Source organism: Pseudoalteromonas sp. 2CM39R (assembly GCF_023161845.1).
This window is the reverse complement of record NZ_JALNTM010000006.1, coordinates 18,819-39,129: the sequence shown is the minus strand read 5'-3', so window position 1 is coordinate 39,129 and position 20,311 is coordinate 18,819. Positions and strand designations below refer to the sequence as shown.

Here is a 20,311-nt window from a genome sequence, read left to right as displayed (position 1 = left end):
TTATGATGAGTCATTTTTATAATGGCTCATAGCGTTTCTCAAGTTAAAAAAGGCATAGCGTTAGCAGAATCACTAGCAGCGCCTTTAGGTTATTATTGCTCCTTTTCTAGATGAAAGTAATTAAGTTGTACTCTCATCTCGGTAGCTTGTTCTGCCATTTGACGCGCAGCCGCCATTGTTTCTTCTGTAATCGCTGAGTTAGCCTGAGTTAGCCCCGTTAACCGTTGTACAACAAGATTAACCTCTTTAATTGCTTGCTCTTGTGCGGAGGTTGAGTGCGCTATATGTATTATATTTTTACTAACATCGCTAACAGCTTGCATTATGTGTTTTAGTTTTTTCCCTGAGGTGTCGGCTAATTCAGTTCCAAGTGCTATTTTTTGATTACTGTTTACAATAATACTCTTTATTTGCTTTGCTGACTTAGCACTACGCCCCGCTAAATCACCGACTTCATTAGCGACTACAGCAAAGCCTCTTCCGTGGTCGCCAGCCCTAGCTGCTTCTACGGCGGCATTAAGTGATAGCAAGTTAGTTTGAAAAGCGAGGTTGTCAATAACCGAAAGTATTTCGTTAATGTCTTTACTGGCTTCATTTACTTCATCAATCGCGCTAACAGTCTGTATTGATAATTGGTTTCCTTCTTCAGCAATTTGCTCTGCATTGCTTGCCAATGCCACGGCACTTTTTGATTGTTCAGATACTTTAGTTAGCTCATCTAGCATTTGCTCAGTACTTGAGCTTGCCTCTTCAAGGTTGGCTGCTTGCTCTTCTGTGCGTTTACTTATTTCAGTATTACTTGAAGCTATTTCACCTGCATTTTGCATAACCTGGCCAGCTGATACTTGAATTTCTTGAATGACATTGGTTAATTTAAATATGGTCGCGTTGGTGTCGTTTTTTAGGGTGTTGAATACGCCTTGATATTGCCCCTCTATATTTTTGGTAAGGTCACCTTTAGCTAAGTTTGACAAAACGCTACTTACTTCATTTATAGCTAATGAAACTAATGAGGTAGACTCATTAACATTATTTTTTAAATCTTCCAATTGGCCTTGCAATGGTTGTTTTAATTGATGAGAAAAATCGCCATTTGCCATTGCAGCCATTACTTGATTAAGATCATTTATGACATGTTCAAGGTTTGTTACCGAGTGGTTTATATCTGTTTTTAAACTATTTAGCTGGCCTGTCATAGTCGATGAAATAGTATGATCAAAGCGCCCCTGACTAATTGCTAGCATGACTGATGAAATTTCAGTTAGAGCATTATCAATAGCAGTGATTGATGTATTGATGTTACTTTTTAACTGCTCAAGTTGACCGCTGGCTTCACCTTTAATCATTTTTTTAAAGTCACCTTTACTAACAAAGGACATGACTTCACCTATTTCATTCATTACATTATTTAAATTAGCCATACTGGAATTAATATCTTGTTTTAAGATATCAAGCTGTCCAGCTAAGGGGGCATCTAATTGCGCTGAAAACTGGCCCTGTCGTAATGCACTCATAACGTCACTAATACCATCTATGGCAATACTTAAGCTATTCACTGAGTTATTCACGCTGTCTTTTAGCTGGGCAAGTTTTCCTTTAGCTGGATAGGTAATTTGCTCTTTAAAGTTACCTTGCTCTACGTTAGCCATAATATCTACGATACTATTCATTGTGTTGTTTATTGAGGAAAGCGATTGGTTAATATTACTTTTTAAGGTGCCTAATTCGCCTGACATTGAGGCATTAATTTGAATATCAAATTGACCATCAGCCATAGCAATCGCAATGTTATTTAATTCGTTTATTGCCCCGTTTAGTGAACTTGCGCAATCGTTGGTTGCTTGTTTTAACGTATCTAACTCTCCTCGACATGGTGCTTCAATACGTTGATCAAATTTACCCGCAGCCATTTGGTTCATAACGCGATTTGTTTCACTAATAGATAACTGTAGAGCATCAAGGAGAGTGTTAAATGCTTGAGTGCTAACGCCTATTTCATCGCTTGAATAGACTGTTGCTCGTAATGAAAAGTCACCTTGTTGTTCAACTTTTTTCATCGTATCAGCTAGTGCATGTATTGGTTTTGTGAGTGTTTTCGCAAACCAATATGCGGCAATGGTAACAATGAAAATAGTGATGAAAAGTATCACAATGAGTTGTTGGGAAAGAGTCGTTATTGACTCAAAAGCTTCTTGTTCGTCCATTTCTGCTATAAGTGCCCAGCGAACATTAAATACATTTACAGGTGCAAATGCAGATAGCACCATTTCATTGTTATAGTCATTTATAACATGCTGCCCTTTTTCATTTTTTAGTGCTTTGATTACAGATAAGGTATTTACAGTGCCTTTATTTGGGTTTCTAAATGAGCTTTCTACAGAGTGGTTTTTCGGATCAATATACGAGTCAGAGCGCATTAACCCTTCAGGGCCAACAAGGTAGGTTTCTCCGCTTTCGCCCAACCCGTCGCGTTCTTTCATAATTGAATTAATATCTTCAATCGATAATTGGGCAGCTAAAATAGCAACCATTTTACCATCAACAACAATAGGCTTTCCTATAAAGCTTGCAGGGGCATTATATGAAGGGGAGTACTGTTTATAATCTGCAAAAGCAATTTTTTGTGGGTTGCTGCTATCTTTTAATTGTCTAAATAGGTTCGCTAAATTACTTTTAGCGTAGGGACCTGTTTGCAGCGATGTTGCAAAGTCTACTTCTTTATAAACAGAGTAAACAATATTGCCATTTGCTGGGTCGATAATGAAAATATCGTAGAACTTATTTATATTAGTCATATCGCGTAGATAAGGATGATATTGGCGGTGCGCTTGCTCGTAAGAGTCTGATTGCTCGGTGGTGGTTAGTTTTTGTTTTTCACCAATTGGGTTTGGGTTATTAGCTAGATAACGAGATTGCAGCTCAATACTTTTTGGATTCATTTGCTTTAATAGAGATGCAGAAACTGTATCTGTTGGGTTTAGCTGTTTAAATTTTGGAGCAAAAGACTCTTTATAAAAGCGATTTAGAGACTCTGATGAGGTTGAAGGGGAGGTATCATTAAATCCATCTATAAACTTTGTCGCAATATTGGCCATTTCTGGATTTGCTTGCAGCGCATTAAGCTTTTTTTCAATGTTGTTAAAATAGCGTTTAACAGCGCTTTGTTTTACTTTACTCACAGCGTCTAAACGCGAATAAACCTGTTCTGTCATCGAGTTTGAAGCTGTATTAATTGCGACAATAATAATTATTGTTATTGGCACTAGGGCAACAACTAAAAAGGCGGAGATAAGTTTTTTTGTTAAGTTTAATGAATTAAAAAAGTGGTTAATTGTGAGCATTACTATGTCCCTGTAATAAGGTCTGAACCTCAAATGAGCATAGAACACAATTTGTGAAGATCTAGTTAATAATTAAAGTAATGAGTTTTTATTACAAAATAGCCAAAGCTGATACTAAGCACTTTTAATTTTAATGCAATTGCAGCATGCTTTTTTAGCGGTTTAAAAGCAATAAAGCGTAGAAGTACTTAAGTGCTCCTACGCTTTACTATTTAATTGATGTTTTAACGCTAAAAAAGCAAACGATGTTAGAGCGCGACTAAACTTTGCTCTAACATAGCTTGAATTTGCTTAACTATTTTAGCTTCGGTTTCGGGTTCAAACTGGGCAATTCGAGGAGTGTGAATATGCCCAGTCGGAATATCTGAATTTAGCTGATTACGCAGCCGAATACTGCGATACGAAATTTCGTTAGACAGGTAACCACCGCCACCGCCACGTACTGCAGTTGCCTCTTTTAATTCGTCAAAACTGCTAGGCTCAAAGTCTTTTTTGAGGGTAATAACATGATGATTATCATTAATCGCAAAAGGGCCTTTTGCCTTTAGCATAGTGCTAACAGGTAAACTAAATTCTACAAACTCAGTACCGGGTAATGGGCGGTCGTTTAAGCTTGGAATGAGCGGCGCTGTTTTGGTACCGCCATACACTATATTGGCATTGTCGGGCGCTATTACACTGCGGCGCTTACCCGGAAAGCGTTCAAGATCAAAGTCTTTACGGCCCATGCTAACGGTAACGACCATATCAACTTTATTAAGAGCGTAATAAGGGGCAAGTAAGGATTCTATAATGCCTTGATCAAAGTCTTCATAACGCACAGGCACCATTACAGTGTTTATTTCAGCACTAATCCCTTTATAGTTTATTACTTGGCCATCAAGAAGCAACGCAGCCACGCCTGATGGGTTACTTTGGTTTATATTTCTATCAAGTAAAAATGGGTCAAACCCAGTTAGTAGTATCTTTTTAGTGGTGTTTTGTGAGTAGCTTAGGTCTGTGCGACCTCGGCTTCCGTTTTCTAGCAATGTTAATAACACTGTTTGCTGCGCGGCGCTCAGCGAAAATGCAGGTTTTGTGGTACGAATTATTTTACTTGATTGTAAGCGAGCCCAATAAAGCGCGCGATCATCTAAGTTTTGCGTTGTAGCGATGCGTTTTTTTGCACTAAACCATAATCGTTTTGAGTAGTCATTAACGGCATCTACGGCTTGTGCATAGCTTGAGAGTGACTTGAATTGCTGCTCAAATTGATTAACTTCGCTGGCAAAAGCGCTTAGTACGGCTGGCATCGCTTGGCTGGCTTTTTCAATTCGCAATTCTTCTGGGGTTAGCGGTGTGTTTAAATTGGCTAAAGTACTAAAAGAAGAAAATATTAAACTTGTGGCAATCAGTGTTTTTATCATGATGTTCCTATACTAAGTCGTATTTGTTGCCTACTATCCTATGCCTAATATGTGGGTGCAAATAAAATCGTTGGTTGGTTTTATGTTGAAAGCAGTATAAAACAGGCGCTAAATCAAAAACTACGGGTATTTTATTAAAAAAGAGTCTTAACTCTGTGATGGGTTTAGCTACAATGGGGCTGTGTATTTTTTAGTTTTTTACTTTTAGGCAGCTATGCAACTTATTCAAATAGATAAAGCACGTTATCGTAAACATTTAAATCGCGTTATTGTCGGCTGTGCAGCAGGTTTAGCTGTGGGCAGTTTAGCAATTTCACAAACCTTAATTGCATTATTTCCCGATGAAAGTGGCAGTCATTTTCATTGGAACTTATTAGGCGTAATTGTTACGAGTATTGGCATAGGCTGGTTGTTAAATAAATACCGAACACATCCTTTTATGAGTGAGGTGGTGTATGTGTGGGAGCTTAAAAAAGCGCTTAATAAAATCACTCGTAAAATGGCTAAGCTAAAAACGGCGGGACGAGAAGGTAACCCCGATGCATTATTGGCGATTCAATATAGTTATGCGGGCTCACGATTATTATGGCAGCTTGACGATAACACCATCACTATGGATGATTTAGCGATTAAACAAGCCGAGTTAGATAGCGTTGCGGCCAAGTTCAACTTAACCTTAAATGCTGATGACTACAATGATGCAATTTTAAAGCAGTTTTAAAGTGGTTTTAATTTATAGGAATAACAATGAGCATAATTCTTTATGGTGTCCCGCTTTCTCCTTATGTGCGTAAAGTACGTGTGTGTTTAGCGCTTAAGCAACTGGACTATAAACTCGAAATAGTCTCGCCGTTTAATCAGCCTGACTGGTTTTTAGAAGTTAATCCGTTAGGGCGTATTCCGGCGCTAAAAGATGGCGAGTTAAACTTGGCGGATTCTAGCGTTATTTGCCAATATCTTGATGAAAAACACCTTAATTCATCGGCTTTACTCGGTGATACTATAGAGCAACGTGCAGCTGTTCGCTGGCTAGAAAAATACGCAGATTACGAGCTGGCTCCAATGACAACATTTACGGTATTTCAGCAGCGTATTATTGCTCCTACAATGCAAAAGCCAATCGATGAAGCCTTAGTGCAAAGTGCATTAAATGAAAAATTACCGCCTTTATTTGATTATTTAGAAGGTTATTTAGGGAATAACGAATTCTTTGTTGGTAACAGCTTTACTCTTGCCGACATTGCAGTGAGCTGCCAGTTAATGAATATGGAGCATGGCGGTGAGCAACTTGATGAGTCGCGCTGGCCTAAGCTTGCTACTTTACATAGCCGTGTAAAACAGGGGACCGCTATGCAGAGCATGCTTGAAGGCGAACAAAAAATATTAGCTTCATTAAAATAACGTTCATCACCGATTTTTAGCAAAGCTTAGGGAGCCATAAGTGAAAAAAGTACTGATTGTTTGTTTAGGTAATATTTGTCGATCTCCGACGGCTGAGGCGGTATTAAAAGCTCGCGCTAAAAAGTTAGATATTGATCTGCTAGTGGACTCGGCAGGGACTATTGGTCATCACGAAGGTAATCAACCAGATAGGCGCTCAATGCAGGCTGGTGAAAAACGCGGTTATAGTTTTAAAGGTATTTTTTCGCGCAAGGTGCGTAGTAGTGATTTTAGCGAGTTTGACCTTATTTTAGCAGCCGATAAACAAAACCTGTCGGATTTAACCGCACGTTGCCCTGAACATTTGCAGTACAAGCTTGCGTTGTTTTTAGAGTATGGCGAGCAAGCACAAAGCGCAATTCCCGATCCTTACTATGGCGGTGATGATGGCTTTGAAAAGGTACTTGATTTAATAGAGGCCGCCAGCGATAACATTTTAGCTAAGTTAAAATAGCTATAATGATAAATTAAAAGGCGCTTGAAGCGCCTTTGGTATGTTATTAACGGTTTACTTTAAAGTCGAGCTGTACTTTGGAAGTTGCTGCAACCGCTTTTCCATGCTCAAACTTAGGAGCATAGCGCCATTGCGCTAATGCTTCTACTGCTGATTTTTCAAAGGCCACGCCACCCTCAGAACTAATTACTTGCGGATTTTTTACAAAGCCAGACTCATCTACTTGAAACTCCATAACTACACTGCCATCTTTACTAAATCGCGCTTTGTTTTTAGGGTATTTAGGGTTAACGCGGTATAGCGGCGTTTGCTCTTGGCTTTCTTTCCACGGCACCATTTTAGCAATCGCGATACAGTGCTTAGTGGCTTCATCGCTTTTGCCTTTTTTTTCATACAAGCCAATTAATCTTGAGTGTGCGGTAAGCTCAGCGCTGTGATCGTAACTTAAGTTTTCATCAAACACCTTTACTACGCGATTAAGCCGTTCAATTGCTTGATCGTATCTTTTTCTACCCTCAGCAAACGACGCCATTAAAAAGTCAGCTTTTATTTGTTCAACCGAGTTTTTAGGTAAGTTAGCCTGGTAATACTCATCGGCCTCTTCCAAGTAGTTTTTAGCTTCACGGTATTTTTCGTAGCTGAATTTATTGGCTAATATGGTTGCCGCTTCTAATTTCATATCGGCCAAAAATTTAGGTTTATTTTCTGTATTTGCTATTGCAATTACTTGATCTAAATAATAGTCCGCTTTTTGAGCTGAGGGGGCAAAATTAGCCATACCAACTAAAGAATCAACGGTTTCTAACGATTTGTTACCATGGTTGTTAACTGAAATAGTGTAGGCTTGTTGATATAGTGAAAAACGTTTTTCAATCCATTTTTTACCATAGCCATTAATTGATTTAGCATAGTTTATAGCTAAGTTTGCGGTGTTATCTGAATTATCACCGTAAACAGCTTTACCTAATGTGTAGGCCTGCTCCGCGGCTTGTTGCATATTTTTCTTGGTTTTAACCGCATTTAAGTAATTTTGATACGCGTCGTTAAAAACGGCTTGAGCGTTACTTGCTTGTTCGGCAAATGACATGGTGCTTAATACAGATAAACTTAAGCCCATCAGTAATACACGTTTATTTAGTTTCATAATGATCCCTATTATTTGTCGGTGGTAAATTAGCAAATCCTTATGTGTATGTCATCATTTTAGGTAAACCAAGGTAAATATTCGTTGCTAATATATTTATGCTTACATATTGAAAATAGCCGCTGTCGTCGCAATATATTTGACATTACTTAGGGTGTACTACGATCCAATTTTGAACTTTTGTGATATTATCACTTTATCGTGTCGTAGTTTTTTAATATTTGGATTGGTCGTGGCGCAAGTAAGAGCAAGAGTCCAGCTTAATGTTGGCAAAAATAGTGATATTCCTGCAGAAATTATCTCGTTTAGTGGCTTAAAAGATGGCCAAGAGCATGTTGCTTTAGTATTTAATAACGCCGATACCCAGCAAGGTGTCCCACTTATTCGTATGCATTCTGAATGTTTAACCGGTGATGTATTTCATTCGTCACGCTGTGATTGTGGTGAGCAGTTAAACGAGTGTATTGAAATGATGCATGAGCAGGGCGGTATTTTACTTTATTTACGCCAAGAAGGGCGTGGTATTGGTTTATATAATAAAATTGATGCGTATGTACTGCAATCACAAGGTATGAATACTTACGAAGCTAATAACCATTTAGGTTTTGCTGATGACTTACGTGACTTTTCAGATGCAGTGTTAATGCTCAATGCGCTTAATTTAAAGCACGTTAAATTAATGACTAATAACCCTAAAAAGCTCAATGCATTAAAAGATGCAGGTATAGAAGTTGATTCTGTTGTGGGTACTCATGCTCACATTAAAGCTGGGCTTTCAGGTAATAAAGCGTATTTAGAGACAAAGATTAAGCATGGCTCTCACATGCTAGATATTAAGAAAATTAAAAAACCTTAGGGTCTGTTGACCTTTCAAGGTTGAATTTGCAGCAGTCTGTTTGGTATTTAGGCAAGGCAGAGCCTATGTGGTGTGGTTATTCCCCATAAATAGGCGATAACGCAGCATCAATGCCAAACAGGCGCTGCCCGAAGGGTTCTGCCTAGGGGCGATTTACTCTTTGTTGCCTACATGGATGTAGGTAAGGGGCGTGAGCAGGACGCGGAAGCTTTGCTCGGTTTTTACTTAGCCCACTAGGTTACAAACCTCGCGCCGCGATTAAACCGCCCCTAGTTTGAACAAATTTTAATCCGTAAAGGGCAACAGACCCTAATATTAACGGCATTTATCGCCGCCACCTATGTAATACCAACCAGCGCCGAGTTATACTCGGCGTGTTTTGTTTTAATTAAGAGCAAGTATGTCTACACAATTACGAATTTTTAAAGCTGATGCGGCATTAAAATGGTTTAAAGCGGGTTGGCTAATTTTTAAAACTCAGCCATTAACTTTTATTTTTATGCATTTGTTTATTGGCATTGTTGGCTTGTTGTCGTTATTTTTGCCGGTATTACAAATAGCTGCAGCATTGGCTACACCATTTTTAACCGCTGGTTTTTATCAAGCCGTGCTTACCAAGCAGCAGGGCGGAAAAATTATGTTAGCCGATATTTTGAAGCCCTTTTCAGCCAAAGGAAATCGCTTAGGCTTATTTCGCTTAGCGCTTTATCAAATGGGTGCCGGTATTTTAATTGCCTTGCTCGCCAATGGGTTATTTGCTGATGCAATGGCGGTTATGACACAGCCTGGCCTAGATCCAAACACCGCTGTTAGTCAAATGCTTGAGAGTATTTCGCTTGCTAACGTGGCATTGTTTTTAATTGCGCTCTCTATTTACTTTACTTCGTTTGCCTACGCAGTACCGCTGGTTTATTTTAATAAAGAGCAACGTATTTTAAATGCCTTAAAAAGTTCGTTTATGGTGTTTTATTATAATATTTTACCATTAAGTGTTTATGGTATTATTTGCGCATTATTAATGGTGTTGTCGATGTTCTTATCGCTACTACCGCTGTTGATTTTAATGCCAATTTGCTACATTAGTTTCTTTGTATCTTATCAGGCTATTTTTATGCCCGTTGTGCCACCAAGTGATGACAGTAACATTAAGCCTTTAAGTAGCGAGCAAAGCGGACGCTTTGACGCTTAATGGATGATACGTTAAAACAAAAGTTAAAAAACTATGTGCTTTGGTTGCTTGGTCGGCAAGAGTATTCGCGCCGTGAGTTAACCCAAAAGTTACAGCAAAGAGAAGCAACCGACGAGTTCATAGAAAACCTGCTTGATTGGTGTGAAAAGCACAATTTTATTAACGAGCAGCGTTACTGTGAAGGGTTTGTCAGAAAACACATATTTAAATGCCATGGCTTAAAGCGAATTCAAAGTGAGGCCATGAGTAAAGGGATTAATAGAGCACTGCTTGAAACAGTGGTTGATGAGCTGGAAATAGATTGGTTTGAGCTCGCGCAGGAAGCGTACAACAAAAAATATTCAACGACACCGGCAGACCTCGAGTACAAAGAAAAAGCTAAGCGCGTGCGCTACTTAATGTATCGAGGTTTTAGCTATGATCAAATAAATTTTGCAATGCAAGCACAGTAAATACAGGTGAGACTTTCACATGCAGCACATGACTACCGCACAAATTAGGCAACAGTTTTTAGACTTTTTTGCCAGCAAACAACATCAAGTTGTTCCTTCTAGTTCGCTTATACCGGGTAACGATGCCACGTTGTTATTTAATAATGCCGGTATGGTGCAATTTAAAGATGTATTTTTAGGCGCCGAAAGCCGCCCTTATACACGCGCAACTAGCTCTCAGCGTTGTGTGCGTGCTGGTGGTAAACACAACGATTTAGAAAATGTTGGTTACACAGCACGTCATCATACCTTTTTCGAAATGCTAGGTAATTTCAGCTTTGGTGATTACTTTAAGCAAGATGCAATTAAATTTGCGTGGGAGTTTTTAACTGAGGTTGTAAAACTACCAAAAGAAAAGCTGTTAGTGACCATTTACCATGATGACGAAGAAGCCTTTGGCTACTGGGCTAACGATATAGGTTTACCTGAAGATCGTATTATTCGTATTGCAACGAGCGATAATTTTTGGTCTATGGGTGATACCGGCCCTTGTGGTCCATGTTCTGAAATATTTTATGATCACGGTGAGCACATTTGGGGTGGTCCTCCGGGCACTCCTGAAGAAGATGGCGACCGTTTCATTGAAATTTGGAACTTAGTATTTATGCAATACAACCGTCAAAGCGACGGGACTATGGAGCCACTTCCTAAGCAATCTGTTGATACTGGTATGGGCCTTGAGCGTATTTCAGCTATTTTACAAGGTGTGCATTCAAACTACGAAATCGATTTATTCCAAGGCTTAATTGCCGCCGCTGCAAGCGTTACTAATGCACAAGATATGGATGATAAGTCGCTTCGCGTGGTTGCGGATCATATTCGTTCGTGTGCGTTTTTAATTTCAGATGGGGTTATGCCATCAAACGAAGGCCGTGGTTATGTATTGCGTCGTATTATTCGTCGTGCAGTACGTCACGGTAATAAGTTAGGTGCTAAAGGCGCGTTTTTCTATAAATTGGTTGCTGCACTTATTGAGCAAATGGGTCAAGCGTACCCAGAGCTTGCTAAGCAACAAGAAATTATTGAAAAAGTACTACGTATTGAAGAAGAGCAGTTTGGTAAAACGCTTGAGCGTGGTTTAGCTATTTTAGAAGAAAGCCTAAGTGATTTAACCGGGGATGTGATCCCAGGTGACTTAGTATTTAAGCTTTACGATACCTATGGTTTCCCTGCCGATTTAACAGCTGATGTAGCGCGTGAACGCCAAATGACCATTGACCATCAAGGTTTTGAAGCATGTATGGCAGTGCAACGTAAAACAGCACAGCAAGCGGGCAAATTTGGTGCAGATTATAATGAGCAATTAAAATCAGATAAGCACACTGATTTTAAAGGCTACGATAGTAATCATTACCGTGGCACTGTAGTAGAAATTTTTGCCGGTGGCGAATCTGTATCGTTATTAGAAGATGGTCAGCAAGGTATTATTGTTTTAGACCGTACTCCGTTTTACGCTGAATCAGGCGGCCAAATTGGTGATAGCGGAACAATTACTGTTGCCGGTGGTGAGTTTAATGTAACGAATACCACTAAATTGGGTAATGCTTTTGCTCATCATGGAACAGTACAAGGGCGTATTGGCGTTAACGATAAAGTGGATGCGACAATTGACGATGCGCGTCGTGAAAGCATTAAGAAAAATCACACAGCTACGCACATTTTACATGAAGCATTGCGTCAGCTTTTAGGTGAGCACGTATCGCAAAAAGGCTCACTTGTGCAGCCAGATCGTCTGCGTTTTGACTTCTCACATTTTGAAGCGGTGACCAAACAAGAACTGCGCGAAATTGAACGTGTAGTAAATGACGAAATTCGTCGTAACTTTGCACTTAATACTGAGCTAATGGCAATTGATGATGCTAAAGCAAAAGGTGCTATGGCATTGTTTGGCGAAAAGTACGATGACGAAGTACGTGTAGTAACCATAGGTGATTACTCAATTGAGCTTTGTGGTGGTACACACGTAGAGCGTGCAGGTGACATTGGTTTATTCAAAATTGTATCTGAAAGCGGTATTGCTGCCGGTGTTCGTCGTATTGAGGCGGTAACCGGTGCAGAAGCAATCGCTTATGTTAATGAACAAGAACAGCAATTAGCAGATGTTGCAGCGCTTGTAAAAGGTGACAGTGCGTCAGTACTTGAAAAAGTAACTGCCTTACTTGAAAAGTCGAAAGGACTTGAAAAGCAAGTTGCCCAACTTAACGATAAACTAGCCAGTGCGGCAGGTGCATCGTTACTTGATTCAGTGGTTGAAATTAATGGGGTTAAATTGTTAGTTGCCAACGTTGAAGGAACTGAATCAAAAGCGCTTCGTGGCATGGTTGATGATCTTAAAAATAAGATTGGCTCAGGCGTTATTGCTTTAGGTGTTGCCAGCGGTGATAAAGTAAGCCTAATTGCGGGTGTAACTAAAGACTTGACCGGTAAAGTAAAAGCGGGTGAGTTAGTTAACCACATGGCAGGCCAAGTAGGTGGTAAAGGCGGCGGTCGTCCAGATATGGCGCAAGCGGGTGGTTCTGAGCCACAAAACTTAACTGCAGCACTTGATAGCGTAACAGCTTGGTTAACTGAGCGTACTTAAGCTTAAGTGGCACTTATAGTTCAAAAATTTGGCGGCACTTCGGTAGGCTCAATAGAGCGTATTGAAGCGGTCGCCGACCTTGTTGTTAAAACTAAGCAACAAGGCCACCAAGTGGTGGTGGTGCTTTCGGCAATGTCGGGAGAAACCAATCGCTTAATTAATCTTGCCAAACAAATCGACTCTCGCCCGAGTAGTCGTGAACTCGATGTATTACTCAGTACCGGTGAACAAGTCTCTATAGCTTTATTAGCGATGGCGATTATTAAACGCGGCCATTCTGCGGTAAGCTTGTTAGCCGATCAGGTGAATATATTAACCGATAACATGTTCGGTAAAGCCCGTGTAGAGGACGTGGCTGCAACGCGTTTAAAACATGAACTTGAACATAACCGTATTGCTATTATTGCCGGCTTTCAGGGGCGCGATATTGAGGGCAACGTGACTACGCTTGGGCGTGGTGGCACCGATACCTCTGCGGTTGAAATAGCGGGTGCAATAAAAGCGGATGAATGTCAGATCTATACTGATGTTGATGGCGTATATACAACAGATCCTCGTATTGAACCTAATGCACGACGTTTAAGCCATGTAACCTTTGCCGAAATGCTTGAGCTGGCTAGTTTAGGTGCTAAAGTGCTACATATTCGCTCTGTAGAGTCGGCTGGTAAGCACAATGTACCATTAAGAGTGTTATCTAGCTTTAAACCTGATGAAGGTACATTAATTAGTTTTGAGGAGAGCGATGTGGCGAGTAACGTTGTGTCGGGTATTGCATTTAATCGAGACGAGTGTTTGATTAAGGTACATGGAGTACCGCAAGGCACTAAAGCGCTTGCAAAAATTTTGAAACTTTTTGCAGATAATGGCATCGAAATAGATATGATTAATCAAATTAATCATAAAGTTGAAAAAGTCGACTATGCTTTTACTGTGCATTTAAATGATTATTTAAACGCACTTGATTTGTTAACGGCTGAGCAACAGCAATTTGACGCACAGGCAATTGACGGATTAACTAATGTGGCGAAAGTGTCAGCTGTAGGTATGGGGATGAAATCTCATTCTGGGGTAGCGAGTTTATTTTTTGATTCGTTAGCACAAGAGAATATTGATGTGATGTTTGTTTCAACCTCAGAGATAAAGATTTCAGTTTTAATAGATGAAAAATACCTCGAGCTGGCTGTTCGTGCATTACATAAGACATTTTTAACAGAAAATGAATAGATTGAGAGTTTTTACTTACTTTTTAGTCTAATTTTAATTAAAATGTGTGTGCGGAATCTTATAATTTTATTGGAACATGGGAGCAAGAGAATGCTAATACTAACTCGTAGAGTAGGCGAGACCCTGATGATTGGTGACGAAGTAACCGTTACTGTTCTGGGTGTTAAAGGAAATCAAGTTCGTATCGGTGTTAACGCACCTAAAGACGTATCAGTTCATCGTGAAGAAATTTACATGCGCATACAAGCTGAAAAGTCTAACCCTAATCCGGGCAATGCTTAATCAACATAGTATAAAATGTGCTAGTTAATAACTATGACATTTGTAAAAGCCACTCATTGAGTGGCTTTTTTGTGTATAAAATCAATCGTTTCTTCGTCGAGTATTGCCTTAGAAATGTATTGCATACCGCTTTTACTTTTTAACAATAGGCCGCAATCTGTAGTAATTACTTCATTAATGTCGTGCCAAGCTAACTGGTAATTCTTGTAATGATTGGTTGATTTTATTCCGTCCTCGTCGAAGGTGAGAGTGACTTCAGAACCAGATGCTCTGCTAAGCATTTGTCTTGTTACCCACCAAGGACGACGATAATAAAAGGCAATACATTCAAGTAAAGCTAACATAAGCAAGAATGTACCAAGGTAATGATCGCCTAAACCATAAATGCCAAATAACCCTAAAACCACAAGTAGCGCCAATAAAAAGTATTTAGGTTGTGAACGCTTACTATAAGGCAGCGATTGGTCGAAGCATTCATAAAAATAAGGTTTATCGAGTTTATAAGTTGTTGTAAAGACCATGTGTTTGCACTTAAAAGCTATTTTTTATTATTTTAGCCTAATGCGCAGCTTAAAAGGGGAAATGACTAGAAACTATTTATATTTTAGGCATAAAAAAACGACCCGTAGGTCGTTTCTTAGCTAAATAAATAATATTAGCAATTTGTCTCTTCGGCATTAACGCCTTCTTTTACTTCTTCACAGGTATCTTCTACCTTGTTTTGAACATCTGTCACGGCTTCGTCAATACGCTCACCGGCTTCTTCTGCATGATTGTCTTCACAACCCATAATAAATGCACTTGCGAATAGACCAATAGCTGCTGCTTTAAGTGTTGATGATTTCATAATGTAATTCCTTGTATATAAATTTAAAAAGAGAGTTCGTTGTTTCTTATCTACCTGGGGCTTTTACCACGTAAAGCGCCAGAGACAAGTGAAATAACCAGTAAAACTAAAAAGATAAAAAATATGATCTTAGCAATTCCTGCTGCGGCTCCTGCAATACCACCAAATCCTAAAACGGCTGCGATTAGTGCGATCACCAAAAATGTAATTGTCCAGCGTAACATTGTCATCTCCTTGATTTATCTAAGTGTTAAAGTGTTGTTTTTATATAAGCGAGTAATGTGCCAGTATTTTATTTTGTTTTAAATCAATGGCTTATTTTGTTTTTTCGCGATTGGCTTTATATTGAGTTGGTAATTTTTACGATCTTATCGGTAACTTATTCACAGTTGTCTCTGATGAGATAATAAATAGTTGTTGCTTTTTTTATTTTGGTAAGACCAATTAACATTTGTTTTGAAGGTTATTAGTGGGTTAGCACAATAGGTTTGTTTTATATGTGTTTTTACAAAGTATTAGTGTTTTTATATATTCTTTGTTTATAACGAACATTTTTAGCATCTATATATCTGGGTTAAATAAGCTATTTTAGGTGGTGTTAACCTTATTGGTGATATGTTACTTTTAGATTAATTGGTTTTACCAATTTACAACGTGTAGACAAAAGAATAGTTTTTGTTACTATTGGTGAATAGTTATTTAAATAAACCGATTTTTTATGTATTTGGTTTTAAACAGGGGAGAATTATGGATATAGGGGCTTTACTCACAACTGCAGGCAATTTAATGCTAACAGGCATGGTGGGTGTGTTTGTATTTCTTTCTTTATTGATTGGTGCAGTGACACTCATGTCTAAGCTGGCTAGCAAGTTTTCTCAGCCAGAACTAGAAGCATCACAGAGAACACCATCTTTTAAATCTCAAGGTGTGCCAAATGAGCACATCGCTGCAATTAGTGCTGCCATTGCTCAGTACAAAACAAATAATAATTAGAGGAGCATACCAATGGCTAAATTAAAAATAACAGAACTCGTACTTCGTGACGCACATCAGTCGCTCTTAGCTACCCGCATGCGATTAGACGACATGTTACCTATTGCAAAAAAAATTGATGACGCAGGTTATTGGTCTATAGAATCTTGGGGGGGAGCTACCTTTGATTCATGTATTCGTTATTTAGGTGAAGATCCATGGGAGCGTATTCGCGCGCTTAAAAAAGCGATGCCAAATACACCACAGCAAATGCTACTTCGTGGTCAGAACTTATTGGGATATCGCCATTATGCTGATGATGTGGTTGAGAAGTTTGTTGAGCGCGCTCACAAAAATGGCGTAGACGTATTTCGTATTTTTGATGCCATGAATGATGTACGTAACTTAGAAACTGCCATAAAAGCGGCGGTTAAAGTAGGGGCACATGCACAAGGTACAATTTCTTACACAGTAAGCCCTGTACATACATTAGATATGTGGTTAACACTTGCTAAGCAGCTTGAAGAATTGGGTTGTCATTCAATTTGTATTAAAGATATGGCGGGATTGCTTAAGCCTTACGATGCAGAAGAACTCATTAAAGCGTTAAAAGAAACGGTTTCCATACCTATTGCTATGCAATGCCATGCAACAACGGGTTTAAGCACCGCTACTTATCAAAAAGCGATTGATGCCGGCATTGATATGCTCGACACAGCTGTATCGTCTATGAGCATGACTTATGGCCATTCAGCAACTGAAACAATTGCTGCAATCGTTGAAGGGACCGAGCGTGACACCGGGCTTGATTTAAACCACCTAGAAGAAATTGCCGCTTACTTTAGAGACGTACGTAAAAAGTACGCTGCGTTTGAAGGCAGCTTAAAAGGTGTCGATGGCCGAATTTTATTAGCCCAAGTACCAGGTGGTATGTTAACTAACATGGAAAACCAGCTTAAAGAGCAAGGTGCTGCTGATAAACTAAACGAAGTGCTACTTGAAATTCCACGAGTACGTGAAGATTTAGGCTTTATTCCACTCGTTACACCTACCTCACAAATTGTTGGTACTCAAGCGGTATTAAATGTACTCACTGGTGAGCGTTATAAAACCATTACCAAAGAAACTGCTGGCGTATTAAAAGGTGAGTATGGTTCAACACCTGCACCAATGAATAAAGAGCTTCAAGAGCGCGTACTTGATGGCAGTGAAGCAATTACCTGTCGCCCTGCAGATATTATTAAACCTGAACTTGAAACTTTAGAAGCTGAGTTAAGCAAGCTTGCGCAGGAGCAAGGGCTAACTTTAGCCGATGAGCAAATTGATGATGTGCTTACCTATGCATTATTTCCGCAGATTGGTTTGAAATTTATTAAAAACCGTAACAATCCTGATGCATTTGAGCCTGTTCCTAGCGCTGATGATAACGCCAATAAAGCACCTGAAAAATCAGCGGCAAACAATAAAAGCGTTAAGGCAGAGCAATACAGCGTTAAAGTAGACGGTAAAGTATACGATGTCGTGGTTGCTCAAGGTGGTGAGCTTAAAGAGGTGACGTTAAAAGACTCAGAGCATATTCCACAGTCAGCATCGGTTGCCTCGGGTGAAACTCTAAATGCACCACTGGCCGGTAATATTTTTAAAATTAAAGTAAAACCCGGTCAGGTAGTCAATGAAGGTGATGTGGTAATTATTATGGAAGCCATGAAAATGGAAACCGAAGTACGCGCCATGCATACCGGTACGATTGCTGAGGTGCTTGTTTCTGAGGGCGATTCAGTGTCAACCGGCGATGCAATGATTGCACTAGCTTAAGGAGTAAATAGAGGATGGATGGTATTTTAAACCTCTGGCATGCCACAGGCATTGCTAACTTTACATTTCCTGGGCTGATCATGATTGCCGTTGGTTGTTTGCTATTATTTTTAGCAATTGCCAAAAACTTTGAGCCGTTATTACTACTGCCCATTGGTTTCGGAGCTATTTTAACTAATATTCCAGTAGCTGGTTTATCAGATCCAGGTGGCTTACTTTACTATGTTTATTATGTTGGTATTGATACCGGTATTTTTCCGCTATTAATATTTATGGGAGTGGGGGCCTTAACTGATTTTAGTGCCTTGATTGCCAACCCGCGTATGTTGCTATTAGGTGCGGCAGCGCAGTTTGGTATTTTTGCGACGTTATTTGGCGCTATTTTACTTAACTTTATTCCTGGATTTGAATTTAGCTTACAAGATGCTTCTGCAATTGCGATTATTGGTGGTGCAGATGGGCCAACCGCTATCTTTTTAGCGTCAAAGCTGGCCCCTGATTTACTGGGCGCTATAGCGGTGGCTGCGTACTCGTACATGGCGTTGGTTCCTATTATTCAGCCACCTATCATGCGTGCGTTTACAACGCCTGAAGAACGCAAAATTCAAATGCCAGAACTGCGTAAAGTATCTAAAAAGGAAAAAATTATTTTCCCACTGATGGTGCTTACCTTAACTGCTATATTCTTACCTGCGGCAATTCCGCTGGTTGGTATGTTCTGTTTAGGTAACTTAATGCGTGAGTCGGGTGTAGTTGATAGGCTCAGCAACAGTGCGCAAAACGAAATCATTAATATCACCACTATATTTCTAGGACTTGCAGTGGGCTCTAAACTTGCTGCCGAGCAGTTCTTAACAGTAGAAACTATTGGTATTTTGGTACTGGGTGCACTGGCGTTTGCTATTGGTACAGCCTCAGGTGTATTTATGGCTAAAGGCTTAAATAAGATATCAAAAACCCCCATAAACCCATTAATTGGTGCTGCGGGTGTATCCGCTGTGCCTATGGCAGCACGTGTTGTTAATAAGGTTGGGCTTGAAAATAACCCGCATAACTTCTTATTAATGCATGCCATGGGGCCTAATGTTGCAGGGGTGCTTGGTAGTGCTGTTGCGGCAGGTATTTTACTCGCTCTTGTGGGTTAAATATAATTTAGACTCAACCTATTAGCGCAGTTTACTGCGCTTTTTTTTGCATAAAATTCACTGTTTTGACTTAAGCGGTTTCTTGTATAGGGTTTTTTGTTTAAAGTAATCACTCTTCATTTTTTAAAGGGCTGTCAAAATGTTACACACTCCGCTGGCAAAATATCTCCCGAATGTAAGCAAACTTGTTTTCGGCTGTATGGGTTTGGGAGGCGCATGGAATAAAGATGCGATTACCAGTGCGCATTTACAACAAACTCATTCATGCATAGATGCCGCCATTGAAGGCGGAATTAATTTTTTCGATCATGCTGATATTTATACCTTAGGCAAAGCCGAACATGTTTTTGGTCAAGCTCTGGCTGAGCGACCAGAACTTAGAGAGAAAATGTATATTCAGTCTAAGTGTGGTATTCGCTTTGCTGATGATAAAAACCCACAACGTTATGACTTTTCAGCTGATTGGATTGAGCGCTCAGTAGAGGGCTCATTAAAGCGATTAAATACCGAATATTTAGATATACTTATGCTGCATCGCCCAGATCCTTTAATGGAAGTAGAGGAAGTTGCACAAGTATTTAGTTGTTTAAAAGAAAGTGGCAAAGTGCGTCATTTTGCGGTGTCTAATATGTCGCAATATCAAATACGGTTTTTGCAACGCGCTTTAGATATGCCGATTGTGGCAAATCAAATCGAAGCGAGTTTACAAAAACATCAATGGGTTGATGAAGGCGTTTATGTGGGTAATGCTGATGGCAAGGATATTAACTTTACCCCAGGCAATATTGAATATTGCCGTGAGCATGAAATTCAGATTCAAAGTTGGGGCAGTTTATGCCAAGGCTTATACTCTGGTGGTGATTTATCAAAGGCCTCGCCTGCAGATATTAATACCAGTATTTTAGTCAGTAAGCTTGCCATACTTTATGGTACAACAGCTGAAGCTATCGTATTAGCATGGTTGTTGCGCCACCCAGCATCAATTCAACCAATTATTGGCACTACTAATATAGAGCGTATAAAAGCATCCTGTGATGCGGTTAATGTTAACTTAAGTCGTGAGCATTGGTATGAGCTATATATCAGCGCGAAAGGCTGCGCTTTACCATAACCTAGTGTAGGGT

Annotated in this window: 19 protein-coding genes; 13 read left to right on the top strand and 6 right to left on the bottom strand. The window is 39.6% G+C overall.

Annotation, left to right across the window (positions count from 1 at the left end; genetic code table 11):
- Positions 1–92: 92 nt before the first annotated feature.
- Complete coding sequence (locus MTF66_RS14705) at positions 93–3,341, bottom strand: methyl-accepting chemotaxis protein (protein ID WP_138622304.1); 3,249 nt, start codon at positions 3,339–3,341, stop codon at positions 93–95.
- Between the two features lie 248 nt (positions 3,342–3,589).
- On the bottom strand, positions 3,590–4,747 hold the full coding sequence (locus MTF66_RS14700; RefSeq protein ID WP_248527577.1) for a hypothetical protein: 1,158 nt from the start codon (positions 4,745–4,747) through the stop codon (positions 3,590–3,592).
- 214 nt (positions 4,748–4,961) lie between these two features.
- On the opposite strand from MTF66_RS14700, the gene MTF66_RS14695 reads away from it, so the two are divergent.
- The 3 genes from MTF66_RS14695 to MTF66_RS14685 are packed head-to-tail and all read left to right on the top strand — an operon-like array spanning position 4,962 to position 6,641.
- Positions 4,962–5,468, top strand: coding sequence for a DUF3087 domain-containing protein (locus tag MTF66_RS14695; RefSeq protein WP_248527576.1), 507 nt, complete (start codon positions 4,962–4,964; stop codon positions 5,466–5,468).
- 26 nt (positions 5,469–5,494) lie between these two features.
- Positions 5,495–6,148 (top strand): glutathione S-transferase family protein, encoded by a 654-nt coding sequence (locus MTF66_RS14690; RefSeq protein ID WP_138622310.1) that lies wholly within the window; start codon positions 5,495–5,497, stop codon positions 6,146–6,148.
- 40 nt (positions 6,149–6,188) lie between these two features.
- The gene (locus tag MTF66_RS14685) at positions 6,189–6,641 is read left to right on the top strand and encodes a low molecular weight protein-tyrosine-phosphatase (RefSeq protein ID WP_076919286.1); all 453 of its coding nucleotides are present in this window, start codon (positions 6,189–6,191) and stop codon (positions 6,639–6,641) included.
- A gap of 46 nt (positions 6,642–6,687) precedes the next feature.
- Here MTF66_RS14685 and MTF66_RS14680 read toward each other — a convergent pair whose 3' ends face one another.
- Positions 6,688–7,785 (bottom strand): TonB family protein, encoded by a 1,098-nt coding sequence (locus MTF66_RS14680; RefSeq protein WP_138622312.1) that lies wholly within the window; start codon positions 7,783–7,785, stop codon positions 6,688–6,690.
- Between the two features lie 232 nt (positions 7,786–8,017).
- Here MTF66_RS14680 and ribA point away from each other — a divergent pair, with 232 nt between their 5' ends.
- The 6 genes from ribA to csrA all read left to right on the top strand — a co-directional run bounded on the left by ribA (position 8,018) and on the right by csrA (position 14,408).
- On the top strand, positions 8,018–8,641 hold the full coding sequence (gene ribA, locus MTF66_RS14675) for a GTP cyclohydrolase II (protein ID WP_010390804.1): 624 nt from the start codon (positions 8,018–8,020) through the stop codon (positions 8,639–8,641).
- 400 nt (positions 8,642–9,041) lie between these two features.
- Positions 9,042–9,830: a BPSS1780 family membrane protein gene (locus MTF66_RS14670; RefSeq protein WP_010390805.1), complete on the top strand. Its 789-nt coding sequence runs from the start codon at positions 9,042–9,044 to the stop codon at positions 9,828–9,830.
- Positions 9,830–10,282, top strand: coding sequence for a regulatory protein RecX (locus tag MTF66_RS14665; protein ID WP_138622806.1), 453 nt, complete (start codon positions 9,830–9,832; stop codon positions 10,280–10,282). The genes MTF66_RS14670 and MTF66_RS14665 overlap by 1 nt, the downstream gene beginning before the upstream one ends.
- A gap of 19 nt (positions 10,283–10,301) precedes the next feature.
- Positions 10,302–12,902, top strand: coding sequence for an alanine--tRNA ligase (gene alaS, locus MTF66_RS14660; RefSeq protein WP_054202266.1), 2,601 nt, complete (start codon positions 10,302–10,304; stop codon positions 12,900–12,902).
- 6 nt (positions 12,903–12,908) lie between these two features.
- Entirely contained in the window at positions 12,909–14,126 is a 1,218-nt protein-coding gene (locus tag MTF66_RS14655) for an aspartate kinase (protein ID WP_055013358.1), read from the top strand.
- Between the two features lie 90 nt (positions 14,127–14,216).
- Complete coding sequence (csrA, locus tag MTF66_RS14650; RefSeq protein ID WP_004587515.1) at positions 14,217–14,408, top strand: carbon storage regulator CsrA; 192 nt, start codon at positions 14,217–14,219, stop codon at positions 14,406–14,408.
- Positions 14,409–14,461: 53 nt separating this feature from the next.
- Here csrA and MTF66_RS14645 read toward each other — a convergent pair whose 3' ends face one another.
- The 3 genes from MTF66_RS14645 to MTF66_RS14635 form a co-directional block, all read right to left on the bottom strand.
- Positions 14,462–14,929, bottom strand: coding sequence for a YcxB family protein (locus tag MTF66_RS14645; protein ID WP_054202264.1), 468 nt, complete (start codon positions 14,927–14,929; stop codon positions 14,462–14,464).
- A gap of 134 nt (positions 14,930–15,063) precedes the next feature.
- Complete coding sequence (locus tag MTF66_RS14640; RefSeq protein WP_008115136.1) at positions 15,064–15,255, bottom strand: hypothetical protein; 192 nt, start codon at positions 15,253–15,255, stop codon at positions 15,064–15,066.
- Positions 15,256–15,305: 50 nt separating this feature from the next.
- A complete protein-coding gene (locus MTF66_RS14635) occupies positions 15,306–15,479 on the bottom strand; it encodes a DUF1328 domain-containing protein (RefSeq protein WP_002961939.1) in 174 nt (57 codons plus the stop codon).
- A gap of 523 nt (positions 15,480–16,002) precedes the next feature.
- Between MTF66_RS14635 and MTF66_RS14630 the strand changes: the two genes are divergently transcribed.
- The 4 genes from MTF66_RS14630 to MTF66_RS14615 all read left to right on the top strand — a co-directional run bounded on the left by MTF66_RS14630 (position 16,003) and on the right by MTF66_RS14615 (position 20,298).
- Complete coding sequence (locus MTF66_RS14630) at positions 16,003–16,248, top strand: OadG family protein (protein ID WP_010390814.1); 246 nt, start codon at positions 16,003–16,005, stop codon at positions 16,246–16,248.
- Positions 16,249–16,260: 12 nt separating this feature from the next.
- A complete protein-coding gene (oadA, locus tag MTF66_RS14625) occupies positions 16,261–18,042 on the top strand; it encodes a sodium-extruding oxaloacetate decarboxylase subunit alpha (RefSeq protein ID WP_010390815.1) in 1,782 nt (593 codons plus the stop codon).
- 14 nt (positions 18,043–18,056) lie between these two features.
- A complete protein-coding gene (locus MTF66_RS14620) occupies positions 18,057–19,187 on the top strand; it encodes a sodium ion-translocating decarboxylase subunit beta (protein ID WP_008115142.1) in 1,131 nt (376 codons plus the stop codon).
- Positions 19,188–19,326: 139 nt separating this feature from the next.
- Positions 19,327–20,298, top strand: coding sequence for an aldo/keto reductase family oxidoreductase (locus tag MTF66_RS14615; protein WP_010390816.1), 972 nt, complete (start codon positions 19,327–19,329; stop codon positions 20,296–20,298).
- The last annotated feature ends 13 nt before the right edge of the window (positions 20,299–20,311 follow it).